Genomic DNA, 24,428 nt, shown 5'->3' with positions numbered 1-24,428 from the left:
CGGCAACAAAGTCGCGCATGTCGTCACTACCAGCCGTCTGACCGCTCTGCGGAACGGAGACGGATGAAGGCTGCTGCTGCGAAAGGTTCTGCAGGACAGCGGACGGGTCAATGCCGAACAACATGCTGATCACAAAAATCGCCAGTATGCCCAGACCGCTCAGGCCGCCCACCTTGGCGCCGCGCGGAAGGGACATGCCTCGACGGTCTTCAACGTTGTCACTTTGTCTTTCGCCCCTCCAGCGCATTCCATCTCCCCCTTGAATTCATTGCCGGGCTTCCCGGACCGGCTCATCCGCCGGGAACGATCCCGTCCTGCATCCGCCCGTGCCGGGGGCTGAGATGTCTCCGCCCCCGGCCTGGCGCTCCTTGATCCAAAGTATCTTATAAGTTAAATGAATCAGGTAGTTAGCACACCTTCCATCATACTCCTGATTCTGGTGATGTCAAGGAAATTTCCCCGGATGGGGGTCCTTTGTGGCTGTCCCGGTTGTTCAGCAGAACATTTCGTGTCAGCGTCATGCCTTCCCGCACCATCCATTCCGGTGCGGGGGCCATGCGAAGCCGCTCTTCCGGCACGGGCAAGAGGGGGCCGTCATTCCTGTCTTATGTGGCCCGGGAAAGCATCGTTGAATTGAGTCTCCGTGGTGAAGGCCATTCCTCTCCTTGAAGGGAGGAAAAGCGGGCGTTGCCCGCCGATGAGGACCGGCTTAGTCACGATGACCCTTTTTGATTCTTTTCGCAATCGCTTTGACCTCCTTCATGATGGCATCCAGGTCCAGGTGACGGAGTTCCCGGTTTTCCATCACAACGTTGCCGTTGATGATGGAGGTGAGCACATCCGATCCGGTTGCGGCATAGACGAGGTGGGAAAAGGGGTCGTACATCGGCGTCAGATGCGGCTGATTCAAATCAAGGATAATGAGATCGGCGGCCTTGCCGGCCTCGATGGACCCGATCCGCTCCTCCAGTCCCAGGGCCTTGGCGCCGTCGAGGGTGGCCATCTGGACCACCTGGCGGGCTTTCATGACGGTCGGGTCCAGGGTGGCGATCTTGTGAATCTTGGCCGCCGTGTCCATTTCCCGGAAAAGGTCCAGGTCGTTGTTGCTGGCGGAGCCGTCCGTGCCGAGAGAGACGGGAATCCCGCGGGCCTGCATTGCCGGGATGGGGGCGATTCCGGAGGCCAGCTTCATGTTGCTCTGGGGGGCGTGAGAAACCCGGACGCCGCATTCGGCGAGAACCGCCATCTCTTCCTCGTCGAGCCACGTGCAGTGGACGGCGAGGGTCGCTGAATCGAGGACTCCCAGATCGCGGAGAAAGAGCGCCGGCTTTCTGCCGTAGCGCTCCTGAATCAGGGAAATCTCCTCGCGGGTTTCGGACAGGTGAAGCATATAGAGAAGATTCTCCCGGGAGGCCGCCGCCTTGATCCGGAGAAGGGTTTCCGGAGAGCAGCTGTAGGGGGAGTGGCAAAAGAGGGCGGGCTGGATCAGAGGCGAGGCGCCTTTCCAGGAGGCGATCAGCCGTTCCACGGTGTCCAGCTGCCGGGACGGATCGGGGGTGTCCGGTGTGGGAAAATCGATGAATCCCTGGGAGACAACGGCCCGCATGCCCGCGTCCATGGCTGCCCGGGCGACGGAATCCACGAAAAAGTAGCTGTCGCAGAAGGTCGTCGTACCGGACAGGATCATCTCCGCCATGGCCAGGAGCGATCCGGCGTACACCATCTGCGGGCTGACATGCTGCGCTTCCGCGGGAAAGATGCGCTCATGAAGCCAGGTCATCAGGGGGAGGTCGTCCGCCATGCCGCGGAAGCAGGTCATGGCCAGGTGGGTATGGGTATTGATCAGCCCGGGCATAATCAGGGTATCGCGCCTGTTCAGGACTTTTTTTGCGCAATAGGCCCCTTCCTGGAAGTCCTTTCTCGGCATGACGAAAACGATTTTTCCATCCCGGATGCCCAGGACGGGGTGTTCGACAACGGCCTGCTGACTCGACATCGTTAAGAGGAGACTGCCGAAGACCAGCAGATCCAGTTCGGTTTTTATCATCAACGACCTCTGGAGAAGAGGTGCGAGACCTCTTCCGGTTGGAATGGGTGGCAGGAATTTAGCACGGAGTGGAGTGTTCCTTCAACGGGATAATGGCCCCGGAAAAATGCAAGGGGGGATAGGGGGATTTGTTGGCCCATGCAAAAAGACTGAAGGGGAGCTTTTTGCTCCCCTTCAGTCCAGGAGGATAAGACGATTTCGGGATTGCTTTCTCAGTTATGGAACCCGGCTCCTTCTGCCCGTTTGAATTCGCCGGATTTTCGTCTTTTGTCGTTAAAGAAAGCATCGATTGTGCCAGTTGCGTGATAATTCTGTAACATATTGAAATGACGATTTTATATTTTAGTTTGGTTCAGGGGCGGATAAAAAGAGGCTTTTTTCCAGAGGCAAGAAATGTCGACAGATGAGATCAGCCTTTTTAAAAAACCATGAAAGAACAAGAAGATGCAACGGTGTCCCGTTATGTCGCCCTTCGACAATATTGTCGAAAGCGGCCCATCGATGTTCCAGGCGATCTACGCCGGTTCTCCCCTGCCTCGAGCCTGCTGCCGGTTCTGGCGCTTTCAAGCGCAGGGCTTCCGATCCGCTCCAGCCTCTTCCGGGCCGGAATTCGCTGGAAACTTTGCCGGCCGAAAGCACCGCGCCGATTGCCCCGTTGCGGATTTTCCAGTTTGTTCCGGCTGCCCAAGGCTTCCCGTGATTCTCATGGTCCATCCCCCCCCCCCTCTGGATGCCCCGATTTTAAGGGGTTGACTTTTTGATGGATCACCCTAAGATGTCGATCGTGGCGGAGTTGAAATACCGGAGGGCTGACCCCTCCAGGGACCGTCAGCGGGAAACATGACATGAAAGATGAGGAAAAAGTGATCTGGCAGGATTCCGTGTCCGGCCATGAGCGTTCGTTTCTGCAGCCCATTTCCGTGGCGATCGCCTGCGTCGTTTTTATCGCCCTGTTCCTGTTCATGGGCATTATGGACATCCGGCGAAGCGACCGTTCACTCACCGGGCTCATGGAAAACCAGGGCCTGGCTACGATAAGCGTTGTGCGGAAGATGGCGGAGGACAACCTGAAAACCCTGATTCAGGCTGCCCAGCATGAAAATGCACCCACCTTTACCCCTCTCCGGGAAGAATCTTTCTCTCCGGAAAACTGGCTGACCTCCGCCCTGGCCGTCATCGGTCGGGATGTGGATGAAAAGTGGCAGACGGATCAAATCAGCAACGAATATCTTCATGCCATTGCCGAACGGGAGAATCTCTGGCTGATTGCGGTCATCGACAAGGCGGGGAGCATCGTTTTTTCCGGCCAGTACGTCCAATCCCCTGTCAGCGGAAACGGCGAAAAGGATCGGTTTCCTGCCGTATCCAGCGGCGCCAATCTGATCTCTTCCCTTCAGCAGCAGAACATCAATTTTGTGGCCCTTCGGCGGGCGGATGACAGCGGCACGGTGGTGATCGCCCTGAAGAGGGACGCTATCCGCTACTGGGCACTGAGGGTTTCTGTTGAGAAGGCCATGGAAAAGCTTGGCGAGGGGCGTGAACTTCTCTATCTCGTGATCAGGGATCACGATGGAAAACTGCTTGGCCAGGCGGGAAAGCTTCCCGGCCCCTGGAAGAATCTGGACTCCGCCTTCCACAGCGTCTCCTCAGGCCGGAAAAGCATGGAAACGCGGAAGATGACCTTTGGAAAGCAGCCCATTCTCGATATTACCGCGCCCTTTCAGCTCAGCGACCGGGTGGGCGGCGTCGCCCGCATCGGCCTGAAAAGGGAAAGCGCCGAAAAAATCCTGTCTGAAAACCGCCGAAGCATGTTTCTTTCCCTGTTCTTTACGCTTGTCGTTGCGATCCTCGCCATGTGGCTGCTCTATCAGAACCAGAACCGCCACCTGGCCGGGATTATCGAAATGGAGCGGCGCCTGGAAAAGGCGGAGCGGCTGTCCTCCCTCGGCCAGTTGGCTGCCGGGGTGGCCCATGAAATCCGCAATCCCCTCAACGCCATCAGCATGGCCAGCCAGCGGCTCAAACGGGAATTCATGCCGGCGGATCCGGAGAAAGCGGCGGAGTTCCAGAATATGGCCGGCGTCATCCGGGATGAAATTCGGCGCTTGAACGGGATTATCGAAGAGTTTCTCACCTTTTCCAAGAGCCGCCGGCTGGAAATGCGCGATTACTCCATTACCGAAATCCTCCGGAAGATGACGGACCTGATCCGGGAGGAGGCCGCCTTCCGGGGAATTGTTCTGAAAACGGATTGGAGCGACGACCCTGAAATCATTCCCATGGATGTGGATAAGCTCCAGCAGGCGCTGTTCAACCTCGTGAAGAACGCCATGGAGTCGATCTCCGGAGAAGGCTCTATCGAGATTTCCCTCCATGCCGATGGCCGCAATTCCCGGATTATACGCATCTCCGATACGGGCTGCGGAATGACGGCGGAAGAGGTGGAAAAAATCTTCAACCCGGAATATACGACCAAGCAGAAGGGGCTGGGGCTCGGCCTGTCTCTTGCGCACGAGATCATCCGCGGACATGGCGGGGAGATCCGTGTCCTGAGCCGGGAAAAGGAAGGGACGACCTTTGAAGTGATTCTCCCGTCGGAAAGAACGACGGAGAATCCATCAAATGCCAGGACATAGAACGGGCGGTATCGATTGCCATGAAGAGTCTGAATATCCTCGTCGTCGAGGACGGCCAGTCACAGCGGGAAATGCTCCGTGATTTCCTGCGCAAAGAAGGCCACACCGTTGAGGAAGCGGGCAGCGGAGAAGAAGCGCTGCAATCCATGACAACGGGGGCCTTTGACCTGGTCCTGCTGGATTATAAGATGCCCGGCATGGACGGGATGCAGGTCCTCCAGGAAGTCAAGCGGCTCAACCCGGAAACGGATGTGGTGATCATCACCGCCTACGGGACGATTGAAACGGCCGTGGACGCCATGAAGGCCGGCGCGGTGGACTACATCACCAAGCCCCTCGAATTTGATGAACTGCTGCTTCTTCTCGACCGGGTGGCGGAGCGGAGGACCCTGCTGCGGGAGAACGAGATCCTCCGCAGGCAGCTCAAGGAACAGGGAGTCACGACCGACTCGATCATTTACGGAAGCCAGAAAATGGCGGCCCTCACCAGCATGGCCGCCCGGGTCGCCTCGAGCCGTGCCACGATCCTTCTTCAGGGTGAGAGCGGCACAGGGAAGGAGCTGCTGGCCCGCCTGGTCCACCAGCTCAGTCCGCGGTCGTCAAAGCCCATCGTGACGGTCAACTGCGGCGCCCTTCCTGAAAGCCTCATTGAAAGCGAACTCTTCGGCCACGAAAAAGGGGCCTTCACCGGGGCGTCGGCCCGGCGGATCGGGAGGTTCGAAGAGGCGGACGGCGGCACCCTGTTCCTCGATGAAATCGGGGAATTGACGATGCCTGTTCAGGTCAAGCTTCTGCGCTTCCTCCAGGAGAGGGAATTCCAGCGCGTCGGGGGAAACACGAACATCCGCGCCGATGTCCGGATCATCAGCGCCACGAACCGCGATCTGGAGGGGATGGTCAAGGAGGGAACATTCCGTGAGGACCTTTTTTATCGGCTCAATGTGGTGGTCATGTCCATTCCGCCCCTCAGAGAGCGCCGGGAGGACATTCCCGCCCTCATCGATCACTTCCTGAAGCGCTTTGCCGCGGAAAACGGCAAGGACATCGTGGGCATCAGCAGCGAGGCCAGGGACCTTCTCATGAAATACGACTATCCCGGAAACGTCCGGGAGCTGGAAAACATCATCGAGCGGGCCGTGGTCATCGCCAGGAATGAAGTCCTTTCCCTGGAGGACCTGCCTTTCCGGGAAGAGGCGATGGCCGCCTCGTCCGGCGGAGGCATGCCGGAAGAGGGGGACGGCAGGCTCCGCAGCGCCATGGAACAGCTTGAAAGGCAGATGATCAAGGAGGCCATGGAGAAAACGGGCGACCACCAGACCAGGGCCGCGGAGATGCTGGGGCTGAGCGAACGGATGCTCCGCTATAAGCTGAAGAAGTACGGATTGAAATCCTGAACGGGCTCCCTTGCCCGGACCCGCAACAAAAGGCGGGTTTTTTATGAGAAACTTCCAGGCGGCAGTCCTTTCCGCCTTTGGAAATAACCGACGGCTTCCGGTACGATCCATAAAGGCCTGCCTATGGACCAAAGGCGCGAAGAAAGGGACATGCCGCTCCTCACCCTTCGGGAGGTAACACTCCGGAGAAGGGACGTTCTGCTTCTGCCCGGTACATGCTGGGAAATCCGCACGGGCCAGAACTGGGCGATCCTCGGGGCGAACGGATCGGGGAAATCCGTTCTGGCGCGGGCGATCAAGGGAGATGTGCCGATCGTACGGGGGGAGCTGATCCGCCATGCACCGGAGGTGGCCGGGGAGAGGATCGGCTACCTGTCCTTTGAACTTCAGGAGGAAATCCTGCTGCGTGAAGCCCGGTTGGAGGATTTCCAGGCATTCAGCGGGAAGGCCTGTGGCCTGACCGCCGGAGAGGTGCTGGGAATCGGGGACATGGATGGGGCCTCTGTGGAACCCTTCGACGACCTCCTGGGTGTCCGCTGCCTGCTGGGCCGGAGCATCCGGGTTCTCTCCAACGGGGAGATCCGAAAAGTCCTGATCACCCGGGCCCTGCGTTCTCATCCGAAACTTCTGATCCTGGACGAGCCGTTTGCAGGTCTTGATGCGGCAAGCCGGGAATCCCTGGGCCGGGCGATCTCCGCGCTCATGTCAACGGGGACGCAGATCCTGCTGATCACACAGCGCCCGGAAGAAATTATCCCCGGCATATCCCACGTCCTGGTGATCCGGGACGGCCGTGTCGCCGGAGCGGGAAAGCGTGAAGAACTCGGTACGACGGAGAAGTTGAAGCTCTTTTCCGAAAGAGGAATCTCTCCGAGGTCCTTGCCCCGGCCGATCCCGACAGCGGCCCGCAAGGCGGAACCGGCTGCGGACATCCTGGTTGAGATGAGGAACGTTCATGTCGCTTTCGGCGAAGTTGTCGTCCTGGACCGGCTGAACTGGAGCGTCCGGCGTGGAGAGAACTGGGCCGTCGTCGGACCCAACGGCTCTGGAAAAACAACCCTGCTGGCCCTGATCACCGGGGATAACCTCCAGGTTTATGCCAACGAGGTCAGGCTCTTCGGCCACAAAAGAGGGGGCGGCGAGAGCATCTGGGAGATACGGCGGAGGATCGGCCTGGTTTCACCCGAGCTGCAGCTCCGCTACCGCAAACCCGTTGATGTCCGGGAGGTGCTCCTCTCCGGGCTTTTTGACTCCATCGGCCTGTACCGCAAGGTGGACGCGGAGCAGAAAGCCCTGGCCGACTCCTGGCTTGCCTGCATCGGCATGGAAGACCGGGCCGACAAGCCCTTCAACCAGCTCTCCTACGGGGAGAAGCGCCTGGTCCTTGTCGCACGGGCCATGATCAAATCCCCGGAGCTGCTCATCCTGGACGAACCCTGCCAGGGGCTGGATCCATCGAATCGGGACATGGTCCTGGCGCTGATGGAAGAGATCGGCCGACGGCACGTGACGGCAATGATCTATGTCACGCACCATGAAACGGAGATGATCCCCTGCATCCAGCATGTCCTCGATCTTGGTGGAAAGCGTTGAACGGGTGGCGCGAAGGGGAAAAGGGGCGATCGCGACCGGCCTTCCTCGCTAAAATGTTGAAACATCGGATCAGTTTTGATATCCTTCACGGTACACATTCGTGCTTCCGTACCTTAATCGTTGAATAAGAAAGGACTTTTCTCATGTTTTATTCCCAGCGCGTCTTTTGCGGGCAGCTGACCCTGGAGGATGTGGGCCGCAGGGTGCTTCTTGCCGGATGGGTGGATGCATCCCGGGATCACGGGGGGTTGATTTTTATCCACCTTCGTGACCGGAGCGGCATTGTGCAGATCGTGTTCAGCCCGGAAGTCGCGCTCAGCGACGTCTGCCGGGGTGCGGCGGCGCTGCGTTCCGAATACTGCATCACCGTCAGCGGCGAGGTGAGAAAGAGGCTTGAAGGGACGGAAAATCCCCATATCGAAACGGGAAATCTCGAAGTGCTGGTCACGGAATTGACCGTGCTGTCGGAGTCGGATGCGCCGCCCTTTGCCGTTTCCGAAAAGGCCATGGTGGCGGGCGCCCAGTCAGCGGGTGCGGAAAGCGTGGCCGAGGATCTGCGCCTCCAGTACCGGTACCTGGATATCCGCCGCCCTTCGATGCGGGACAACCTGGTTGCAAGGCACCGCATCTTTCAATGCGTCCGGGAATTTCTCGATTCGCGGGGGTTCCTGGAAATTGAGACGCCGGTGCTGACCATGAGCACGCCCGAAGGCGCCCGTGACTACCTGGTGCCGAGCCGCATCCATCCGAAGAATTTTTACGCGCTGCCCCAGTCGCCGCAGCTCTTCAAGCAACTCCTCATGATCGGCGGCATGGAGCGCTACTTTCAGCTGGCGCGCTGCTTCCGCGATGAAGACCTCCGCCCCAACCGGCAGCCGGAATTCACCCAGCTGGACATCGAAGCCTCTTTCATCGATGAGGAATTTCTCTATGATCTGATCGAAGAGCTGACCGTCCGGATGTTCGCCGTCGGCGGTATCGCCCTGGCCCGACCCTTCGCCCGCATGACCTATGCTCAAGCGATGGACTCAACGGGATCCGACCGGCCCGACCTGCGCTTCGGCCTTCGGTTTGTTGATGTGACGGATCTTTTTTCCTCAACGAATTATTCGATCTTCCGCCAGATTCTGCAGCGTGGCGGCTGCATCAAGGGCATCAACATCAAGGGCCAGTCCGAAAGGCTCAGCAAGAATGTCCTGCAGAACGAGTATGCCAGGGAGATCGTGCCGTCCTTCGGCGCCAAGGGCATGACCTGGATGCGCGCCGAAGGGGGTAAGCTTGAGTCCAATATTGTCCAGTTTTTCAGCACCGACGAGCTGGAGGCGTTGCGCAGGAGATTTGACGTTGAAGACGGGGACGTTCTGATCATGATTGCCGACCCCTCCTACCGCGTTGTGACATCCGTACTCGGCCAACTGCGCCTGCACCTGGCGAATCGGCTGGGGATCATCCCCGCCGGCAGCTTCTCTCCGGTCTGGATTACAGAGTTCCCCCTGTTTGAGGAGGACGGGGAAGGGGGCGTCACCTCGAGCCACCATCCCTTCACCGCTCCGGAGTGCACCGATTTCGATCCGAAAAATGTTGAGGAGCTGTTGAAGCTGCGTTCACGGGCCTATGACCTCGTCATGAACGGCGAGGAGCTCGGCGGCGGCAGCATCCGCATCAGCGACCGCAGCCTGCAGAAAAAGATCTTTGCCGCCCTTGGGCTGAGTGAAGAAGAGACCAGGGAAAAATTCGGCTTTTTCCTGCGGGCCTTCGATTTCGGTCCGCCTCCCCACGGCGGCCTGGCGCTGGGCATGGACCGCACCGTGTCGATGATTCTGCAAACCCCGTCCATCCGCGAAGTGATCGCCTTTCCTAAAAACCGCCGTGCCGTCTGCCCTCTGACCGGTGCACCTTCTGCGGTCAAGAATGAACAGCTGGCTGAACTGGGGCTTCTGAATCTCGGAGGCCGGGATGTTCTGCCGGGAACAGCCGAAGGGGAAAACAGGATCGATCACCTGTCCTGGGTCTCGCGAATCGGCATTGCCGCGGAGGAGCGTCCGCAGTTGGAGAAGGTCCTGTCTCAGGCCGACGAGCTGGCGTCGCTTGCCGCTGACAAGGCGGGGGCTGAGGAGCCGATGGCGACCGTCGCCCCCGCAGCCAACCGTATGCGGCCGGGAACCGTCGAAGGGCAATCCGCTCTTTCCCGGGACCAGCTGCTCAAGAGCGCGCCGGCGGTCAAGGGGAATTACTTCAAGGTGGCCAGCATTCTGGAATAAGGGGAGACATTTGAATGGATTCAATATTTTTCTATCGCAGTCCTGAAAACAGCCTTTCCGGGGGCGGTCCGTTACAGGGGGTGAACATTGCGATTCAGCCGAACATTTCCGTGGCATCCTGGCCGACAGACGCAGGTTCAAAGGCCCTTGCCAATTTTACGGCGCTGGAGGACGCAACCCTTGTGCAGCGGCTCCGTCAGGCCGGGGCCTCGTTGTGCGGGTCAACGCGCATGAGCGAATTCGGCTTCGGCCTGGAGGGAAGCAGGGCCGGCGAGGCAATTTCCCGTAGGGAAGCCGATGCCGAGCTTGTGTTAGACCTGACGGGAGAGAGCCGCCTGGCCGCTTCGCGCGCAGCCTGCTGCGGTTTCAAACCGAGCTACGGCCTGGTGTCCCGCTTCGGTGTGGTCGGTTTGATCCCGTCCATGGAATGCTGCGGGCTCCTTTCCGGAAGCCTGGAGACTCTTCGGGAGATTCTCAAGGCCGTGGCCGGACCGGACGACAGGGATTTTTCCCTTCCCGGAGAGGAGATCCCGGATTTTTCCCCCCGGCCGGTGGACCCGCAGACGACGACCGTCGGCGTTCTTGCCGAAGCTCAGGGCGAATTGAACGGCGGGCATAAGGACGCCTTCAGCGCCTCCGTGGAAGATCTGAATCGGGCGGGCTTTGCCATACGGGAGATCTCCCTGCCGGAATTTCCCCTGTTTTCGCTTGTCCATAACATCGTCGGTTCCGTGGAAGCCTCTTCCTGTGCCGGGCGCTACGACTCGGTCCGTTACGGTCAGCGCATCCCGGGGGCCAGAAACTGGAACGAGATGTATCTCCTCTCACGCGGCGCGGCCTTTGGACCGCTGGTGAAGAGCTATCTGTTTCAGGGCGCCTTTTTCCAGTTTGAGCGCTACGACGCCTATGAAAACGCCTGCCGCATCCGCGCCCGTCTGGTCAAGGAGATGGCTGGAATTCTGTCGCAGGTGGACTTCCTGGTCCTGCCGGCTGTGAGCGGCGCCTCATCCGGTGACCCGGCGTCGATAACCGACCTCTACGCCCGGTTTTCCCTGACGGCTTTCGCCAATGTAACCGGTCAGCCCGTGTTGTACCTTCCATCGGCCACGGGCGAAGATCAGCCGGGGGTTCAACTGGTTGCCCCGAGGCTCAGCGACGCGCGTCTCCTCGACCTGGGCGGGCATCTTCTGACCATGGGCAAGGGAGGTAACTAGCAATGGAATTTGAAGCGGTCATCGGATTGGAAATTCATGTTGAACTCAATTGCGCAACGAAATTGTTCTGCGACTGCCCCAACCGCCCCGGCGACGAACCCAACACCAATATCTGCCCCACCTGCCTGTGGCTTCCCGGTGCCGTTCCCCGTCTGAGCCGTGAGGCCGTTGAAAAGGCTTCTCTTCTGTGCCTGGGGCTTGGGGCGGATCTTCAGCCCAGAAGCGCCTTTGACCAGAAGGTGTACTACTATCCGGATCTTCCCAAGGGCTACCAGCTCTCCCAGGCGCATCTTCCCCTTTCGCGCGGCGGAACCGTCACCATCACGGACGAAGAAGGCAAACCCAGCAAACTTCGCATTCATCATATCCACATGGAGGAGGATGTCGCCAAGCTGGTCCATGAAATGGAAGGGCGGTCTCCCATCAGCCTGGTGGATTTCAACCGCGCCGGCGCGCCCCTGGTCGAGATCGTCACGGAACCGGACTTTCATACGCCCCATCAGGCGATGGAATTCCTCAAGGCGCTGCGCACACGGGTCCGTTATATCGGGTCTTCCGAGTGCAGCATGGAAAACGGCACGATGCGCGTCGATGCGAACATTTCCATCCGTCCCCGGGGGACGGGCCAGATGAACACCAAGGTGGAAGTGAAAAATATGAATTCCATCCGCCACGTGGGCGATGCCATCGCCTACGAGATCAGCCGCCAGAGTGCGGCCGTGCAGGCGGGAGAGGCGGTGACCCTCCACACCCGCCTCTGGGATCCGGAAAAGAAAGTCACCCTTGCGATGCGGGGGAAGTTTGAGGGCCCCTGCGTTCCGGACCCCACGGTGCCGGTCATTGAACTGTCAGGGGAATGGATCGAAGCGATGCGTTCGCGTCTTCCGGAAATGCCTGCCGAGCGGGCCGAGCGTTTTGTTGCGCAGTACGGCCTCACCGGAGAAGAGGCGACCTTCATGAGTTCGGACCCGGAGGTTTCAAACTACTTCGACGCGTTGATCGATCAAGGAATCGCGCCGCGCACGGCCATGCACTGGCTGACTACGCAGCTGGCGCCCGCCGTCAGAGAGCGGTGTCAGGAGCTGGCCGGTACGCCGGTGACGCCGGCCCGCTTTGCCGCGCTGCTCAACATGCTCTCCAGGGATGAAATCAACGCCAACGCCGCACGGGAGGTGCTTGTCCGCCTCTTCGACGGCGATGAAGCGCCGGAAGAAATCGTGGGGGCCCTTGGATTCCGGCAGGTATCCGATCCAAACGCCTTGGACGCCATGATCGACGGGGTGCTGGAGGAACAGGCGGAGGCTGTTGCCGATTTCCGGCGCGGACAGGGCAAAGCCATGGGATTTCTCATCGGCCGGGTGATGCAGGCCTCCGGCGGGAAGGCCAATCCGAAGATCATACGGGAGTTGCTTGCCAAAAAACTGGGTGCCGCCTCATAGGCGGCAGGTCCCCATCGTGACGGACCCTTCGGCCGCGGCGGAATATTCCGGCAAAGGAGCAGATCCATGAGAAATCACCTCACGTTTTACGTGGCCGGCCGGTGGGTTGAGCCGAGCGGACACGGCACCTTCGACGTCGTCAACCCTGCAACAGAAGAGATTGCCGGCCGAATTCGTCTCGGGGAGAAAGAAGATGTCGATCGCGCCGTTTCTGCGGCCCGCAAGGCGTTTGTGAGCTATTCCCGTACGCCGCGGGAGGAGAGGCTGGCCCTGCTGGAGCGGATCGTTGACGGCATTCAGCAGCGTTATGACGAATTATGCGAGGCCGTCAGCGAGGAGATGGGTGCGTTGAAATGGGTCTCACGGCAGGCGCACATCGCCGGGGCTCTACACCATGCCCGGATCGCCGTGGAGACGCTCAGGACCTTTGAATTCGACAGGCTGCGGGGCACCACCCTGGTGCGACTGACCCCGATCGGTGTCTGCGGCCTGATCACCCCGTGGAACTGGCCTGCCGTGACGGTTATGACAAAGGTGCTTCCGGCGCTTGCAACGGGCTGTTCCGTCATATTGAAGCCGTCGGAATATTCGCCCTTCTCCGCTCAGGTTATCGCCGAGCTGCTGCACAATGCCGGGGTCCCCCCCGGCGTGTTCAACATGATTTACGGCGATGGTCCAACAGTCGGTACGGCTCTCTCCAGTCATCCCGGCATCGATATGGTCTCCATCACCGGATCGACCCGGGCCGGCGTCGACGTGGCGCGCAACGCAGCCGACACCGTGAAACGGGTCCATCAGGAGCTCGGCGGCAAGAGCCCGAACATTCTCCTGCCGTCTGCGGATTTTCCCGGCGCCGTGGAGCGTGGTGTGAGGGGGCTGATGTTCAATGCCGGCCAGACCTGCTCGGCCCCGTCTCGCATGATCGTGCCGAATGACCGCATGGAAGAGGTGAAAGAGGCCGCCAGGGAGGCGGTGGAGAAGCTTCAGCCCGGCCCGCCGGACAGCAGGGCCTTCATGGGGCCGGTGGTCAATGGAAATCAGTATGAGCGGATCCAGGCGTACATCGAGAAAGGCATTGCCGAAGGGGCGACCGTCGTGGCGGGCGGGCCGGGACGGGTCAAAGGGTTCGACAGGGGTTATTATGTGAAGCCGACGGTTTTTGCCGACACATCACCGGACATGACCATCGTGCGCGAGGAGATCTTCGGGCCGGTGCTGGTCATCCAGGGGTACGACACGGTCGAGCAGGCCATTGAACTGGCCAGTGACACGGAGTACGGATTGGCCGCCTACATCCAGGGAGGGGATATGGATGAGCTGCGCGTCCTTGCCGACCGCATTCCCGCCGGACAGGTCACCCTCAACGGCTCGGGGCTGGACCTCATGGATCTGGCGGCGCCCTTCGGCGGTTTCAAGCGGTCGGGAAACGGCCGCGAATGCGGCGACTTCGGCTTCGAGGCGTTTCTCGAGCCCAAGGCCCTGATCGGCTTCCGTCGAGAAGGTGTAAGCGTCGGAAAGGCGTAATTTTTTATTGAGGAGGATAGTCATGGCAAACAGAACCGTAATCGGGATTCTCGTTACAAACCGCGTTGCGAACGCACAGCAGGTTCAGAAAGTGCTCACCGAATATGGATGCAGCATCAAGACAAGACTCGGTCTCCATGAAGTGGACGAAAAGACGTGTTCAACCTCCGGACTGCTTCTTCTTGAACTTTTCGGGGATGAAGGCGCCTGTAATGATCTCGAAAAGAATCTGAGGGCGGTCCCGGGACTGCAGGTCCAGAAGATGGTTTTTGAATCCTGATACCCGATGGACGCCGATCCGCTGCGTCCCCCCACCCGTGGGGGGGCGCCTTTTCCCCGATAGCCCTGCTCACTGTTCCGCCCCCTACCACCAGTTCCTTTTGCGGAAATACAGCAGCATTCCTGCCGCAGTGGCCAGCAGAAAAACCCAGACCATGGCGTAGCCCCAGCGCCACTCCAACTCGGGCATATACTTGAAGTTCATCCCGTAAATTCCTGCAATGAAGGTCAGAGGCATAAAGAGCGTCGCGATGACGGTCAGGACCTTCATAATTTCGTTCATCCGGTTGCTGATGCTGGACAGATAAATGTCCAGAATACCGGACAGCATGTCCCGGTAGGTTTCCAGGGTGTCGATGATGTGGATGGTGTGATCATAAATGTCCCGGAAATAAAGCATGGAGGACTTGCTGATGAGGGGAGATTCGGAGCGCTCCAGGCTGGTGATCATTTCCCGCAGGGGCCAGAGGGATTTTCTCAGAAGGATCATTTCCTTCTTTAATCCCTGAAGGGCATTGAGGAATCCCGCCGAAGGGGTTGTTACCAGTTCTTCTTCCAACTGTTCGATTCTCTCGCCCATATGTTCGAGGATCAGGAAGTAGTGATCCACCACGGCGTCTACGAGGGCGTGGGCCAGGTAATCTGCGGCGCTCTTTCTCAGCCGTCCGTTGACGCTGCGGAGTCGTTCCCGGATCGCTTCAAAGGTGTCGGTTTCTTTTTCCTCGAAGGAAAGGACGAAATTGGAGCCGAACAGGATGCTGATCTGCTCCGACTGGAGGCCCTCCCTGCTGGAGCCGGCATTGTAAAACATCTTCAGCACAATAAAGAGGTAGTCCCCGTAATCTTCCGTCTTCGGCCGCTGGTCCGTATTCAGAATGTCCTCCAGGGTGAGGGGATGGAGGCCGAAGTGCAGGCCGAGTTCTTCCAGAACGGGGATTTCCGGCATGCCCTGAACATGGATCCAGGTTACGCCGGTTTTTCTGAGGAAGGTTGAACAACCGGCTATCTTGCGGATCTCCATTTCCTGAAGGGATTCTTCGTCATAATAGACCAGGAATATATTGAACATGTCTGTGAGCTTTTCCCCGACCTGAACGAGAGAGCCCGGTGGCAGGCCGACTTTGGCCGAGCGGGATTTTTTAGTTCGAGTCATGTTCCAGTTCCGCTTGAGAAGGTTCCCGGGAATGTGAGGAGGAGTCCGAAACGTTCCTGGTCAGTCTTACCGTGACCGTCACTTTGGGCGTTTTGCCGTCTTCCATGTGAACATCCGCCGGCAAAACAAGTTTGGCGTCGAAGATCTGCAAATCTGCCGTAGGCTGGACCTGGATCGGCTCCGTCTTGATTCGAAGCCGCTTGGACCGCAGCCTGTCGGGAAAGAGGATCCTGACGAAGGGTGGGGAGATCAGCGTCCGCTGGAGCGTCCAGCCGGGAGGGGGTGAGTTGATGACGGCCTCGATGGGCACATCGGCCTCAACAACCCGTGATACCGTTATCGCTATGTGCTCCGGCTTGATGTTGTTGACCGTCAGGCCGATCGGCAGGGTGACCATGCTCCCGGTCAGGGGTATGTCGTGTCGGCCGGTTTCGATGTTATCAAGATCAATTGAAACCCGAAGCTTGTTCGGGCTCAGGAGCCGGAACGTCTGGGAAGATCCCGTCAGGGAAACCATGGCTTCGGTTGTGCGGGAGCCTTCCAGGATGCGGTCGGGCGCGAGATTGACATACTCGATGGGTACGGAATAATCCCTTCGGACCGAATCCCTTTGGTAACCGAAGGAAAGCCAGAAAATAAAGGCAAGCGCGAAGGCAACGGCTTTTTCCTTGGGGTTCTTCTTCAGCCAGGCCAGGAACGGGTGATGGGGCCGGGCGGGTGCGTTTTGAGCGTAGAAATTTTCGAGAATGTTTCTCAGCTCCGCCGCATTGTCAACCCCGGTTAATTTCTCTCTCCGGGCAACGGACACGACGCCCCGTTCCTCTGAAACGACGACGCAAAGGGCATCGGAACGTTCAGACAGGCCGATGGCGGCCGTGTGTCGCAGTCCGTAGCGGCGCTTGGGGTGGATGTTGCTTGTCAGGGGGAGATGGCAGCCGAACTGTTCGACGCGATTGTCGCGAATCACAACCGCTCCGTCATGCCCCCTGGAATGAGGGTCAAAAATGCTGTCGAGGAGTGTTTCGCTGAGCAGGCCATCCAGGCGGACGCCCCCGGTGAGATGCCTGTCCAGGGGATCCTTGCCGGCGATGACGATCAGGGCGCCGATGCGCTGGCGGGCGAGATTGTCTGCGGTATAGGCGATGACCTCCGCCGGTGACGTCGCGCCGGCTTTTTCTCGAAGATTGATTTTAAAGCGTCCCCAGAGGGCAAGACGTTCGAAGAAACGGCGCAGGTCTTCCTGGAAGATGACGACAAGGACGAAGAGCAGGCTGGCAAAAAACCCCTGGAGAACGAGCGTGGTGAGGTAGAGCTGGAAAAGGCGGGCCAGCATGTAGATGACGCCGAGGACACCGATACCTAAGAGGACGAATCGCGACGCCCGATCCTTGAACCAGACCAGCAACGCAGAGATCATGATGGCGATGATCGCGATGTCAAGGACATCCTGAATCTGAATACTTTTGAGCATCGACCAGATGCGAGACAGCATAGTAACCTTCTTTTCGTTCCGAGAGTCCGGCAAACTTCCAGGTGCATTCTTTAGGAGGTTTCTTTATATGAAAAGCTTCCGGATCGTGTCAAGAACATACTGAATTATCGAAAGAATTCTTCAGCAGGCCTGCAGGAATGACCAAAGGGGAATTTTAGGGAACAGAGAAAATTGTCCTTGACAAAAGTTCAGCATTCCTGATACAAAGCAACGACATTTAGGAATTGAAGGATTTCCGAAAGGGTTGAACAAGATGAATTCGAATCGATACGCTATGAACTGGTGGTGGCAGGCCTCAGAACAGGGGGTTGTCCGCCGGTAAGACGTTAAGACATAAAAACTGAAGCCGTGGAGACGCTCCCAGAGACCTCCGCGGCTTTTATTTTGTACGACAAGTCAGGGAAAAAGGCCGTGAAGGATTTCACGGCCTTTTTTATTTTCCGGGAGAAAAAGCAGATCATGTATGCACCGAATTATAAAACATTTGAAGAACTTGCAAAACAGGGGAACCTGGTGCCGCTTTACAGGGAAATTCTGGCGGATGTGGAAACGCCCGTTTCCGTATTCATGAAGCTGCGGGATTCCGCTTATGCCTTTCTGCTGGAGAGCGTGGAGGGAGGCGAGAAGTGGGGACGGTACACCTTTCTCGGAGCGGATCCCCGCCTGGTTTTCCGGATTTCAGGGGATGAAGTGGTCATCGAGGAAAAGGGGGAAACCTCCCGCCATGCCCATCAGGGCGATCCGCTCAGGTTCCTCAAGGAGATTCTCCGACGCTATTCCCCGGTTTCCGTGGAGGGGTTGCCGCGGTTTTACGGAGGCGCCGTCGGGTTTCTTGGATATGAGATGGTGAATTACTTCGAGCAGCTTCCCTGTGCCGGGGAGAATGATCTGCAGACGGAAGAGGCCGTATTCCTCGTGACGGACACGCTGATCCTCTTTGACCGCGTCCGCCATACGATCAAGGTGGTGGCCTGCGTCCATATCGATGGCGAACAGAGCCTGTCGTCACTTTACCTGGAGGCCACCCGGAAAATCGATGCCATGGTGGAGCTGCTGCAGGAGCCGGCTGTACCGGCGGGGTCATCGATCCCGGCTGCCTCATCCGCCGATTTCAGTTCGAACATGACGCCGGAGGCTTTCCGGGACAGCGTGGAGCGGGCAAAGGAATACATCCGGGCCGGCGATATCATCCAGGTTGTTCTATCTCATCGGTTAACCAGTGAAATCCATCCTGATCCGGTGGATCTATACCGGGCTCTCCGCTTTACCAATCCCTCTCCCTATCTCTTTTTCCTGAAGCTGGGCGATACGGTTCTGATCGGATCATCCCCCGAGGTCATGGTCCGCCTGGAAGAGGGGATTGTTGAGCTCAAGCCCATTGCCGGAACCAGGCCAAGGGGGGCGACGGAACAGGACGACCGGCGGCTGGCCGATGAGCTGCTGGAAGATCCCAAGGAAAGGGCCGAACATGTCATGCTCGTGGATCTGGGGAGGAACGACCTGGGGCGGATCGCCCGGACCGGAAGTGTTCAGATCACCCAATTGATGGTGATTGAGCGCTACTCGCACGTCATGCACATCGTTTCTTCTCTCCAGGCTCAGTTGGAAGAGGGCCTCGATGCCTTTGACGTACTGAAGGCCGTCTTTCCCGCCGGCACCCTGACCGGGGCTCCCAAGATCCGGGCCATGGAGATCATTGCGGAACTGGAGCCGGTCCGGAGGGGGCCCTATGGCGGAGCCGTCGGCTATTTCAGCTTTTCCGGAAACATGGATCTCTGCATTACCATCCGCACCATCCTGTTGAAGGAGGGAAAGATGCATATCCAGGCGGGAGCCGGCATTGTCGCCGATTCCGATCCCCGGACGGAATATCAGGAGACAGTCAACAAGGCGGCCGGCATGCGCCAGGCCGTGGAGCTGGTCCTGTCGGGATTTGAAATCCGCCAGAGCCCGTCGGACATCATAACCTAATAGATAATAAAAAAAAGAGAAGAAGAGGTCATGCCATGATTCTGATGATCGACAATTATGATTCCTTTACGTTTAATCTGGTTCAGTATCTGAGGCAGCTGGGCGAGGACGTGGAGGTCTATCGGAACGATCGGATTTCCCTGGAGAGCATTGAAAAAATGGAACCGGCGGCCATTTTCCTGTCGCCGGGGCCGGGCGCTCCGAAAGACGCGGGGGTAACGGCGGATGTGATCCGGGCCTTTTATCGGGAGATTCCCATCATGGGGGTCTGCCTCGGCCACCAGTCGATTGGATACGCCTTCGGTGCCGAGGTGGTCCGGGCCGGCCGGATCATGCACGGCAAAACCTCGGAGATCGTTCATGACGGTCAGACCCTCTTCAAGGGGCTTCCAAACCCCTTTCCGGCGGGACGGTATCATTCCCTGATCCTGGAAAGGGGGTCCCTTCCGGATTGTCTCCAAGTGACAGCAGAAACGGAAGGCGGCGAAATCATGGGCATCCGGCATCGGGAATATCCCGTGGAGGGGATACAGTTCCATCCTGAATCGATCCTTACCCCCAACGGCAAGCGCATTTTGAGAAATTTCCTGAAGCTCATCGCCTCAGGCAGGCAGGAGGCGCAGCGCTCCGAAGTCCTGAGGCCTTCAGCTCTCTGCGCCTGAGGGACTTGGGTCGGATGCCGGGAGAAGAACATAACGATCAAATACCTTAAAAAAAAGGGAGGAGTTTTTCTATGATCAGAGAGTCCATTGCAAAGGTGGTTGAAGGCGTCAATCTCAGCGAATCGGAGATGACGTCAACGATGAACGAAATCATGGAGGGGGGGGCGACGGAAGCTCAGATCGGATCCTTCATGACGGCCCTGCGGATGAAGGGGGAAACCGTGGACGAAGTGACGGGGGCCGCACGGAGCATGCGGCAGAAGGCAACCCGCATCGACGCCCGGGCGCAGGTCATTGTGGATACCTGCGGTACGGGCGGCGACGGGATGAACACCTTCAACATCTCCACCACGGCGGCCTTTGTCGTGGCCGCAGCCGGGATCACCGTGGCCAAGCACGGAAACCGGGCCGTATCCAGCGCCTGCGGCAGCGCCGACGTGCTGGAGGCCCTGGGGGTCAACATCAGTGCCGGCGTGGAGATCGTGGAAGAGTGCGTCCAGCAGTTGGGGATCGGTTTTCTCTTTGCCCCAAAACTCCATGGCGCCATGAAGTATGCCATCGGACCCCGCCGGGAAATCGGAATACGCACGATTTTCAACATGCTGGGCCCCCTTACGAATCCGGCCGGAGCCAATGCCCAGCTCATCGGCGTCTATGATGCAAAACTGACGGAAATGTTTGCCGGCGTTCTGAAAAATCTGGGGGCGCGGCGGGCCTTCGTCGTTCACGGTTCCGATGGCCTCGATGAGGCAACGGTCACGGGGCCGACGAGGGTGTCCCAGCTGAAGGATGGGCTGATCTCGACGTACAATATTGATCCGATGGATTTCTTCGGACGGACGTTCAGCCTGGAGGATATTGCCGGCGGCGATGCATCCGCCAATGCCAGGATTACGAGGGATGTGCTGACAGGAAAGGAGGGGGCCTGCCGGAGCATCGTTCTCCTCAACGCCGCGCTGGCCATCATGGCCGGAGAAAAGGCCGGAACAATCCCGGAAGGCCTTGCCGTTGCCGCCGACTGCATCGACAGTGGAAAAGCCGCGAAGAAACTCCAGGAACTCATCGAATTGAGCAACAGCTAGCCGAGATATCGTTTAAAAAACTCAGGTGAAGGCATGGCGACGATATTGGATCAGATTTTTGAAGAGAAGCGAAGGGATGTCAATCAGCTCAAAATGACCCTTCCTGTTGACGAACTTCGGAAAATGGTGAAGGATGTTCCTTCGTGCAGGGATTTCAAAGGCGCCCTGGCCGGCCGGGAATGTGCCGTCATTGCCGAGGTGAAATTCCGTTCTCCCTCAAAGGGGCCGCTGAGGAAGGACCTCGACCCCGCCCTGATTGCGGAGAGCTACGAGCAAAACGGGGCGGCGGCCATCTCGGTTCTGACGGACCGGACCTTCTTCGGGGGTGAAAAGCTTAATCTGAACATCATCCGGCGCGTCGTGGCTCTGCCACTCCTGCGGAAAGACTTTATCCTGGATGCTTGGCAGATCTATGAATCCAGAATGCTCGGGGCCGACGCAATTCTCCTGATTGTCGCCATGCTTGGGGAGAACCAGCTGCAGGAGTATCTGGATCTGGCAAGCGCGCTGGGGATGGCGGCCCTGGTAGAGGTTCACGACCGGGGGGAGCTGGAGCGCGCCCTGGCGGCCGGTGCGGACATTGTCGGGATCAATAACCGGGACCTCAAGACCTTTGTGACCGATCTGAATACCAGCCTGGAGCTGATCGGCTTCATCCCGCGGGACCGGATCGCCGTAACGGAAAGCGGAATCCGCTCCCGGGAGGATATTGAGCGGTTGATGGCTGCCGGCATTGGCGCCTTTCTGATCGGGGAGACCCTGATGACGGCCCCCGATATCGGGAAGAAGTTGCGGGAGCTCCTTGGAAACGAGGGTGTGGCGCCGTGATGGAGATCAAGATCTGCGGAATGACCCGCCTGGGCGATGCCCTCGCCGCGGCGGAGAACGGCGCGAACGCCCTGGGATTCATCTTTTATCCCCGGAGCCCCCGCTATGTCTCTCCCGAAAAGGCGAGAGAACTGATTCGCCGGCTGCCGCCCGAGGTGATCCGCGTGGGGGTGTTCGTCGATGAACCCGTGGAGAGGGTGAAGGAAATACGGGCTTTCTGCGGCCTGGATCTTCTTCAGCTTCACGGGGATGAGAGTCCGGACTATTGCCGGCAGTTTCCTTCCTCGGTACTGATCCGGGCCGTTTCTCCGGAGAGCGAAGAGGACCTGCCCTCCCTTGAAACCTGGCCCTGCCGGGCGCTTCTCCTGGACAGGCGGGAAGGGGCCCTCTACGGGGGAACGGGGCGGCTTTCCAACTGGGAGCTGGCGGTACGAATCCGGAAGCGCTTTCCCCTGATCCTTTCCGGCGGCTTGAACCCCGGGAACATCGGGGAAGCGATTCGAAGGGTTGTTCCCCATGCCGTGGATGTCAACAGCGGAGTGGAATCCTCCCCCGGAATCAAGGATCCGGATAAAATCCGGGCCGTGATCGGAGAGGTCCTACGGACTTCGGCGGCAGGGGAAGAGAAACGCCCGGCGGGAGATGAGCGGGGAAATTACCGGATCTTTTCCCGCGCGCGGGACTGAGATACTGTAAGAACGGAAAGGTGAATAAAATGAAGGGTGCGTTACCGGATAAACGGGGGCATTTCGGAGTGTTCGGGGGCCGCTACGCCGCCGAGACCCTCATGCCGGCCCTGATCGAACTGGAGGCCGCCTACCGTCAGGCGCGGCGGGACATAAGCTTTCGAAGGGAATTTGCACGCTATTTAGAGGATTATTCAGGAAGAGCCACGCCTCTGTACTTTGCGGAGCGGCTTACGGAAGTCCTGGGCGGAGCGAAGGTCTATCTGAAGAGGGAGGACCTGAACCACACCGGTTCACATAAGATCAACAACACCCTGGGACAGGCGCTGCTGGCCCGTCGGCTGGGCAAAAGAAAGGTCATTGCGGAAACGGGAGCGGGTCAGCATGGGGTCGCCACGGCAACGGTGGCGGCGCTGTTTGGCATGGAATGCAAAATTTTCATGGGGAAGGAGGACATACGGAGGCAGGCGCCCAATGTCTTTCGCATGAAGATCCTCGGCGCCGAGGTGATCCCCGTCTCTTCGGGAACAGCAACCCTCAAGGACGCCATGAACGAGGCCATGCGCTACTGGGTATCCGCCGTCAGGGACACCTTTTACGTGATAGGGACGACGGCAGGGCCTCATCCCTATCCCATGATGGTCCGGGATTTTCAAAGCGTGATCGGGCGCGAGGCCAAGCGCCAGATCCTGAAAAAGGAGGGACGTCTGCCCGATATCCTCATCGCCTGCGTCGGGGGGGGGAGCAATGCCATGGGGCTCTTTTATCCCTTCCGCCACAATGAGGGCGTGGCCATGTACGGCGTCGAGGCCGCGGGCAAGGGGATGGATTCAACCCTCCATTCCGCGAGCATCAGCGGCGGCCGCGTGGGGGTGCTCCACGGGAACCGCACCTTTCTGCTTCAGGATGATCACGGCCAGATCCGGGACGCCTACTCCATCGCCGCCGGGCTGGATTATCCCGGCGTCGGCCCGGAGCACAGCTACTTTTCCGAAATCGGCCGGGCCTCCTATGTCACGGTGACGGACGAGGAGGCCGTGGAGGCCTTTCATGCCCTTTCCCGCTATGAAGGGATCATCCCCGCCATGGAGAGCGCCCATGCCGTCGCTTATGCGATGAAGCTCGTTCCCACGCTGAACCGGGATCACGTTGTCGTGGTGAATCTCTCCGGCCGGGGGGACAAGGACGCGGAAGAAATTGCCAGACGGATGGAGAAAGGAGGTGCGGTCGAGGAATGAGCCGAATTGGACAGGTGTTTCAAAAGCTCAAAGAGAGGGGAGAAAAGGCCCTGGTTGCCTATGTGACGGCCGGAGATCCCGACCTGGAAAAAACCCGGGAAATCATGATCGGATTGAAAGAGGCCGGAGTCGACATCCTTGAAATCGGGGTCCCCTTTTCCGACCCCACCGCGGACGGTCCCGTCATTCAGGAGGCGGCCCAGCGGGCCTTGAAAAAGGGAACGACGCTGGAGAACATTCTCGACATGATCGAAGACCTCAGGAAAACGGAAGATCTGCCGCCGGTGGTTCTCTTCGGCTATTACAATCCCGTTTATGCATACGGGATCGAGCGTTTCGCGGACAGGGCGAAGGCGGCCGGCGTTGATGGCCTGCTCGTGGTCGATCTTCCCCCGGAAGAAGCCGGTGAGCTCCGCCGGGAAACCGATTCCAGGGGGATGGATTTCATTTCCCTGATTGCGCCGACCACTTCGGCGGAGCGGATCGGCCTGATCGCCCGCCAGGGGCGGGGATTTCTCTATTACATCTCCATCACCGGGGTAACGGGAACGGCACGGCCGGACATGGAAAGCGTGACGCGGGACATTGCCCGGATTCGCGCCTGTACGGATCTGCCCCTGGTCGTTGGATTCGGCATCTCCACGCCGGAGCAGGCAGGGGCCTTTGGCCCCCTGGCGGACGGGATCGTCATCGGCAGCGCTTTTGTGCGCCTCATTGCCGAATTTGCCCACAGCCCCGACCTCGTGCCCCGGGTGTCGGCCCTGGCCCGGACAATCAAAGGGGCCATGAGGCAGGAAGGATATTCTTCTTGACAGAATGCCTGCTTTGTGTTTTGATCCCGCAGGTGTTTGGTTGTATCGGTAACGTGTACGGGATTGCCTTTCTGCACCTCTTTTTCCGATGAAGAGGATTTGGAGAGGAAGGAAGAG

General features: G+C 58.9%; 19 protein-coding genes. 15 read left to right on the top strand and 4 right to left on the bottom strand.

Going from position 1 to position 24,428, the window contains the following annotated elements:
• Both AB3175_RS08270 and AB3175_RS08265 read right to left on the bottom strand, forming a co-directional pair.
• Positions 1–247, bottom strand: a 247-nt coding sequence (locus tag AB3175_RS08270) for a neutral zinc metallopeptidase (RefSeq protein ID WP_367360465.1), incomplete at its 3' end; no start/stop codon positions are given.
• Positions 248–709: 462 nt separating this feature from the next.
• Complete coding sequence (locus AB3175_RS08265; RefSeq protein ID WP_367360464.1) at positions 710–2,047, bottom strand: amidohydrolase; 1,338 nt, start codon at positions 2,045–2,047, stop codon at positions 710–712.
• Between the two features lie 845 nt (positions 2,048–2,892).
• Between AB3175_RS08265 and AB3175_RS08260 the strand changes: the two genes are divergently transcribed.
• From AB3175_RS08260 to AB3175_RS08225, 8 genes are all read left to right on the top strand, one after another.
• Positions 2,893–4,683, top strand: coding sequence for a PAS domain-containing sensor histidine kinase (locus tag AB3175_RS08260; RefSeq protein WP_367360463.1), 1,791 nt, complete (start codon positions 2,893–2,895; stop codon positions 4,681–4,683).
• A gap of 20 nt (positions 4,684–4,703) precedes the next feature.
• Positions 4,704–6,077, top strand: a complete 1,374-nt coding sequence (locus AB3175_RS08255) for a sigma-54-dependent transcriptional regulator (protein ID WP_367360462.1) — start codon at positions 4,704–4,706, stop codon at positions 6,075–6,077.
• A gap of 150 nt (positions 6,078–6,227) precedes the next feature.
• On the top strand, positions 6,228–7,670 hold the full coding sequence (locus tag AB3175_RS08250) for an ATP-binding cassette domain-containing protein (RefSeq protein WP_367360461.1): 1,443 nt from the start codon (positions 6,228–6,230) through the stop codon (positions 7,668–7,670).
• A 143-nt stretch (positions 7,671–7,813) separates the two neighbouring features.
• Positions 7,814–9,931 carry an aspartate--tRNA ligase gene (aspS, locus tag AB3175_RS08245; protein WP_367360460.1) on the top strand — a complete coding sequence of 706 codons (2,118 nt, stop codon included), beginning with the start codon at positions 7,814–7,816 and terminating at the stop codon, positions 9,929–9,931.
• A 14-nt stretch (positions 9,932–9,945) separates the two neighbouring features.
• Positions 9,946–11,145 (top strand): amidase family protein, encoded by a 1,200-nt coding sequence (locus AB3175_RS08240; protein WP_367360459.1) that lies wholly within the window; start codon positions 9,946–9,948, stop codon positions 11,143–11,145.
• A 2-nt stretch (positions 11,146–11,147) separates the two neighbouring features.
• Complete coding sequence (gatB, locus tag AB3175_RS08235; protein WP_367360458.1) at positions 11,148–12,584, top strand: Asp-tRNA(Asn)/Glu-tRNA(Gln) amidotransferase subunit GatB; 1,437 nt, start codon at positions 11,148–11,150, stop codon at positions 12,582–12,584.
• A gap of 66 nt (positions 12,585–12,650) precedes the next feature.
• Entirely contained in the window at positions 12,651–14,108 is a 1,458-nt protein-coding gene (locus AB3175_RS08230) for an aldehyde dehydrogenase family protein (protein ID WP_367360457.1), read from the top strand.
• A gap of 22 nt (positions 14,109–14,130) precedes the next feature.
• On the top strand, positions 14,131–14,388 hold the full coding sequence (locus AB3175_RS08225) for a hypothetical protein (RefSeq protein WP_367360456.1): 258 nt from the start codon (positions 14,131–14,133) through the stop codon (positions 14,386–14,388).
• Positions 14,389–14,472: 84 nt separating this feature from the next.
• On the opposite strand, the gene corA is transcribed toward AB3175_RS08225, so the two are convergent.
• Both corA and AB3175_RS08215 read right to left on the bottom strand, forming a co-directional pair.
• Entirely contained in the window at positions 14,473–15,540 is a 1,068-nt protein-coding gene (corA, locus tag AB3175_RS08220) for a magnesium/cobalt transporter CorA (protein ID WP_367360455.1), read from the bottom strand.
• On the bottom strand, positions 15,527–17,032 hold the full coding sequence (locus tag AB3175_RS08215) for a diadenylate cyclase (protein ID WP_367360454.1): 1,506 nt from the start codon (positions 17,030–17,032) through the stop codon (positions 15,527–15,529). The genes corA and AB3175_RS08215 overlap by 14 nt, the downstream gene beginning before the upstream one ends.
• A 459-nt stretch (positions 17,033–17,491) precedes the next feature.
• On the opposite strand from AB3175_RS08215, the gene trpE reads away from it, so the two are divergent.
• The 7 genes from trpE to trpA all read left to right on the top strand — a co-directional run bounded on the left by trpE (position 17,492) and on the right by trpA (position 24,311).
• On the top strand, positions 17,492–19,003 hold the full coding sequence (gene trpE / locus AB3175_RS08210; protein ID WP_367360470.1) for an anthranilate synthase component I: 1,512 nt from the start codon (positions 17,492–17,494) through the stop codon (positions 19,001–19,003).
• Positions 19,004–19,038: 35 nt separating this feature from the next.
• Positions 19,039–19,665, top strand: coding sequence for an aminodeoxychorismate/anthranilate synthase component II (locus AB3175_RS08205; RefSeq protein WP_367360453.1), 627 nt, complete (start codon positions 19,039–19,041; stop codon positions 19,663–19,665).
• Between the two features lie 71 nt (positions 19,666–19,736).
• Positions 19,737–20,747: an anthranilate phosphoribosyltransferase gene (gene trpD / locus AB3175_RS08200; protein ID WP_367360452.1), complete on the top strand. Its 1,011-nt coding sequence runs from the start codon at positions 19,737–19,739 to the stop codon at positions 20,745–20,747.
• A gap of 33 nt (positions 20,748–20,780) precedes the next feature.
• Positions 20,781–21,575 (top strand): indole-3-glycerol phosphate synthase TrpC, encoded by a 795-nt coding sequence (trpC, locus tag AB3175_RS08195; RefSeq protein WP_367360451.1) that lies wholly within the window; start codon positions 20,781–20,783, stop codon positions 21,573–21,575.
• Entirely contained in the window at positions 21,575–22,261 is a 687-nt protein-coding gene (locus AB3175_RS08190) for a phosphoribosylanthranilate isomerase (RefSeq protein WP_367360469.1), read from the top strand. The genes trpC and AB3175_RS08190 overlap by 1 nt, the downstream gene beginning before the upstream one ends.
• A 29-nt stretch (positions 22,262–22,290) precedes the next feature.
• Positions 22,291–23,499 (top strand): tryptophan synthase subunit beta, encoded by a 1,209-nt coding sequence (trpB, locus tag AB3175_RS08185; protein WP_367360450.1) that lies wholly within the window; start codon positions 22,291–22,293, stop codon positions 23,497–23,499.
• A complete protein-coding gene (trpA, locus tag AB3175_RS08180) occupies positions 23,496–24,311 on the top strand; it encodes a tryptophan synthase subunit alpha (protein ID WP_367360449.1) in 816 nt (271 codons plus the stop codon). The genes trpB and trpA overlap by 4 nt, the downstream gene beginning before the upstream one ends.
• The last annotated feature ends 117 nt before the right edge of the window (positions 24,312–24,428 follow it).

The sequence above is a fragment of the Syntrophus sp. (in: bacteria) genome (genome assembly GCF_040768185.1).
GTDB lineage: Bacteria > Desulfobacterota > Syntrophia > Syntrophales > Syntrophaceae > Syntrophus > Syntrophus buswellii.
This window is presented reverse-complemented; position numbering and strand designations above follow the sequence as displayed.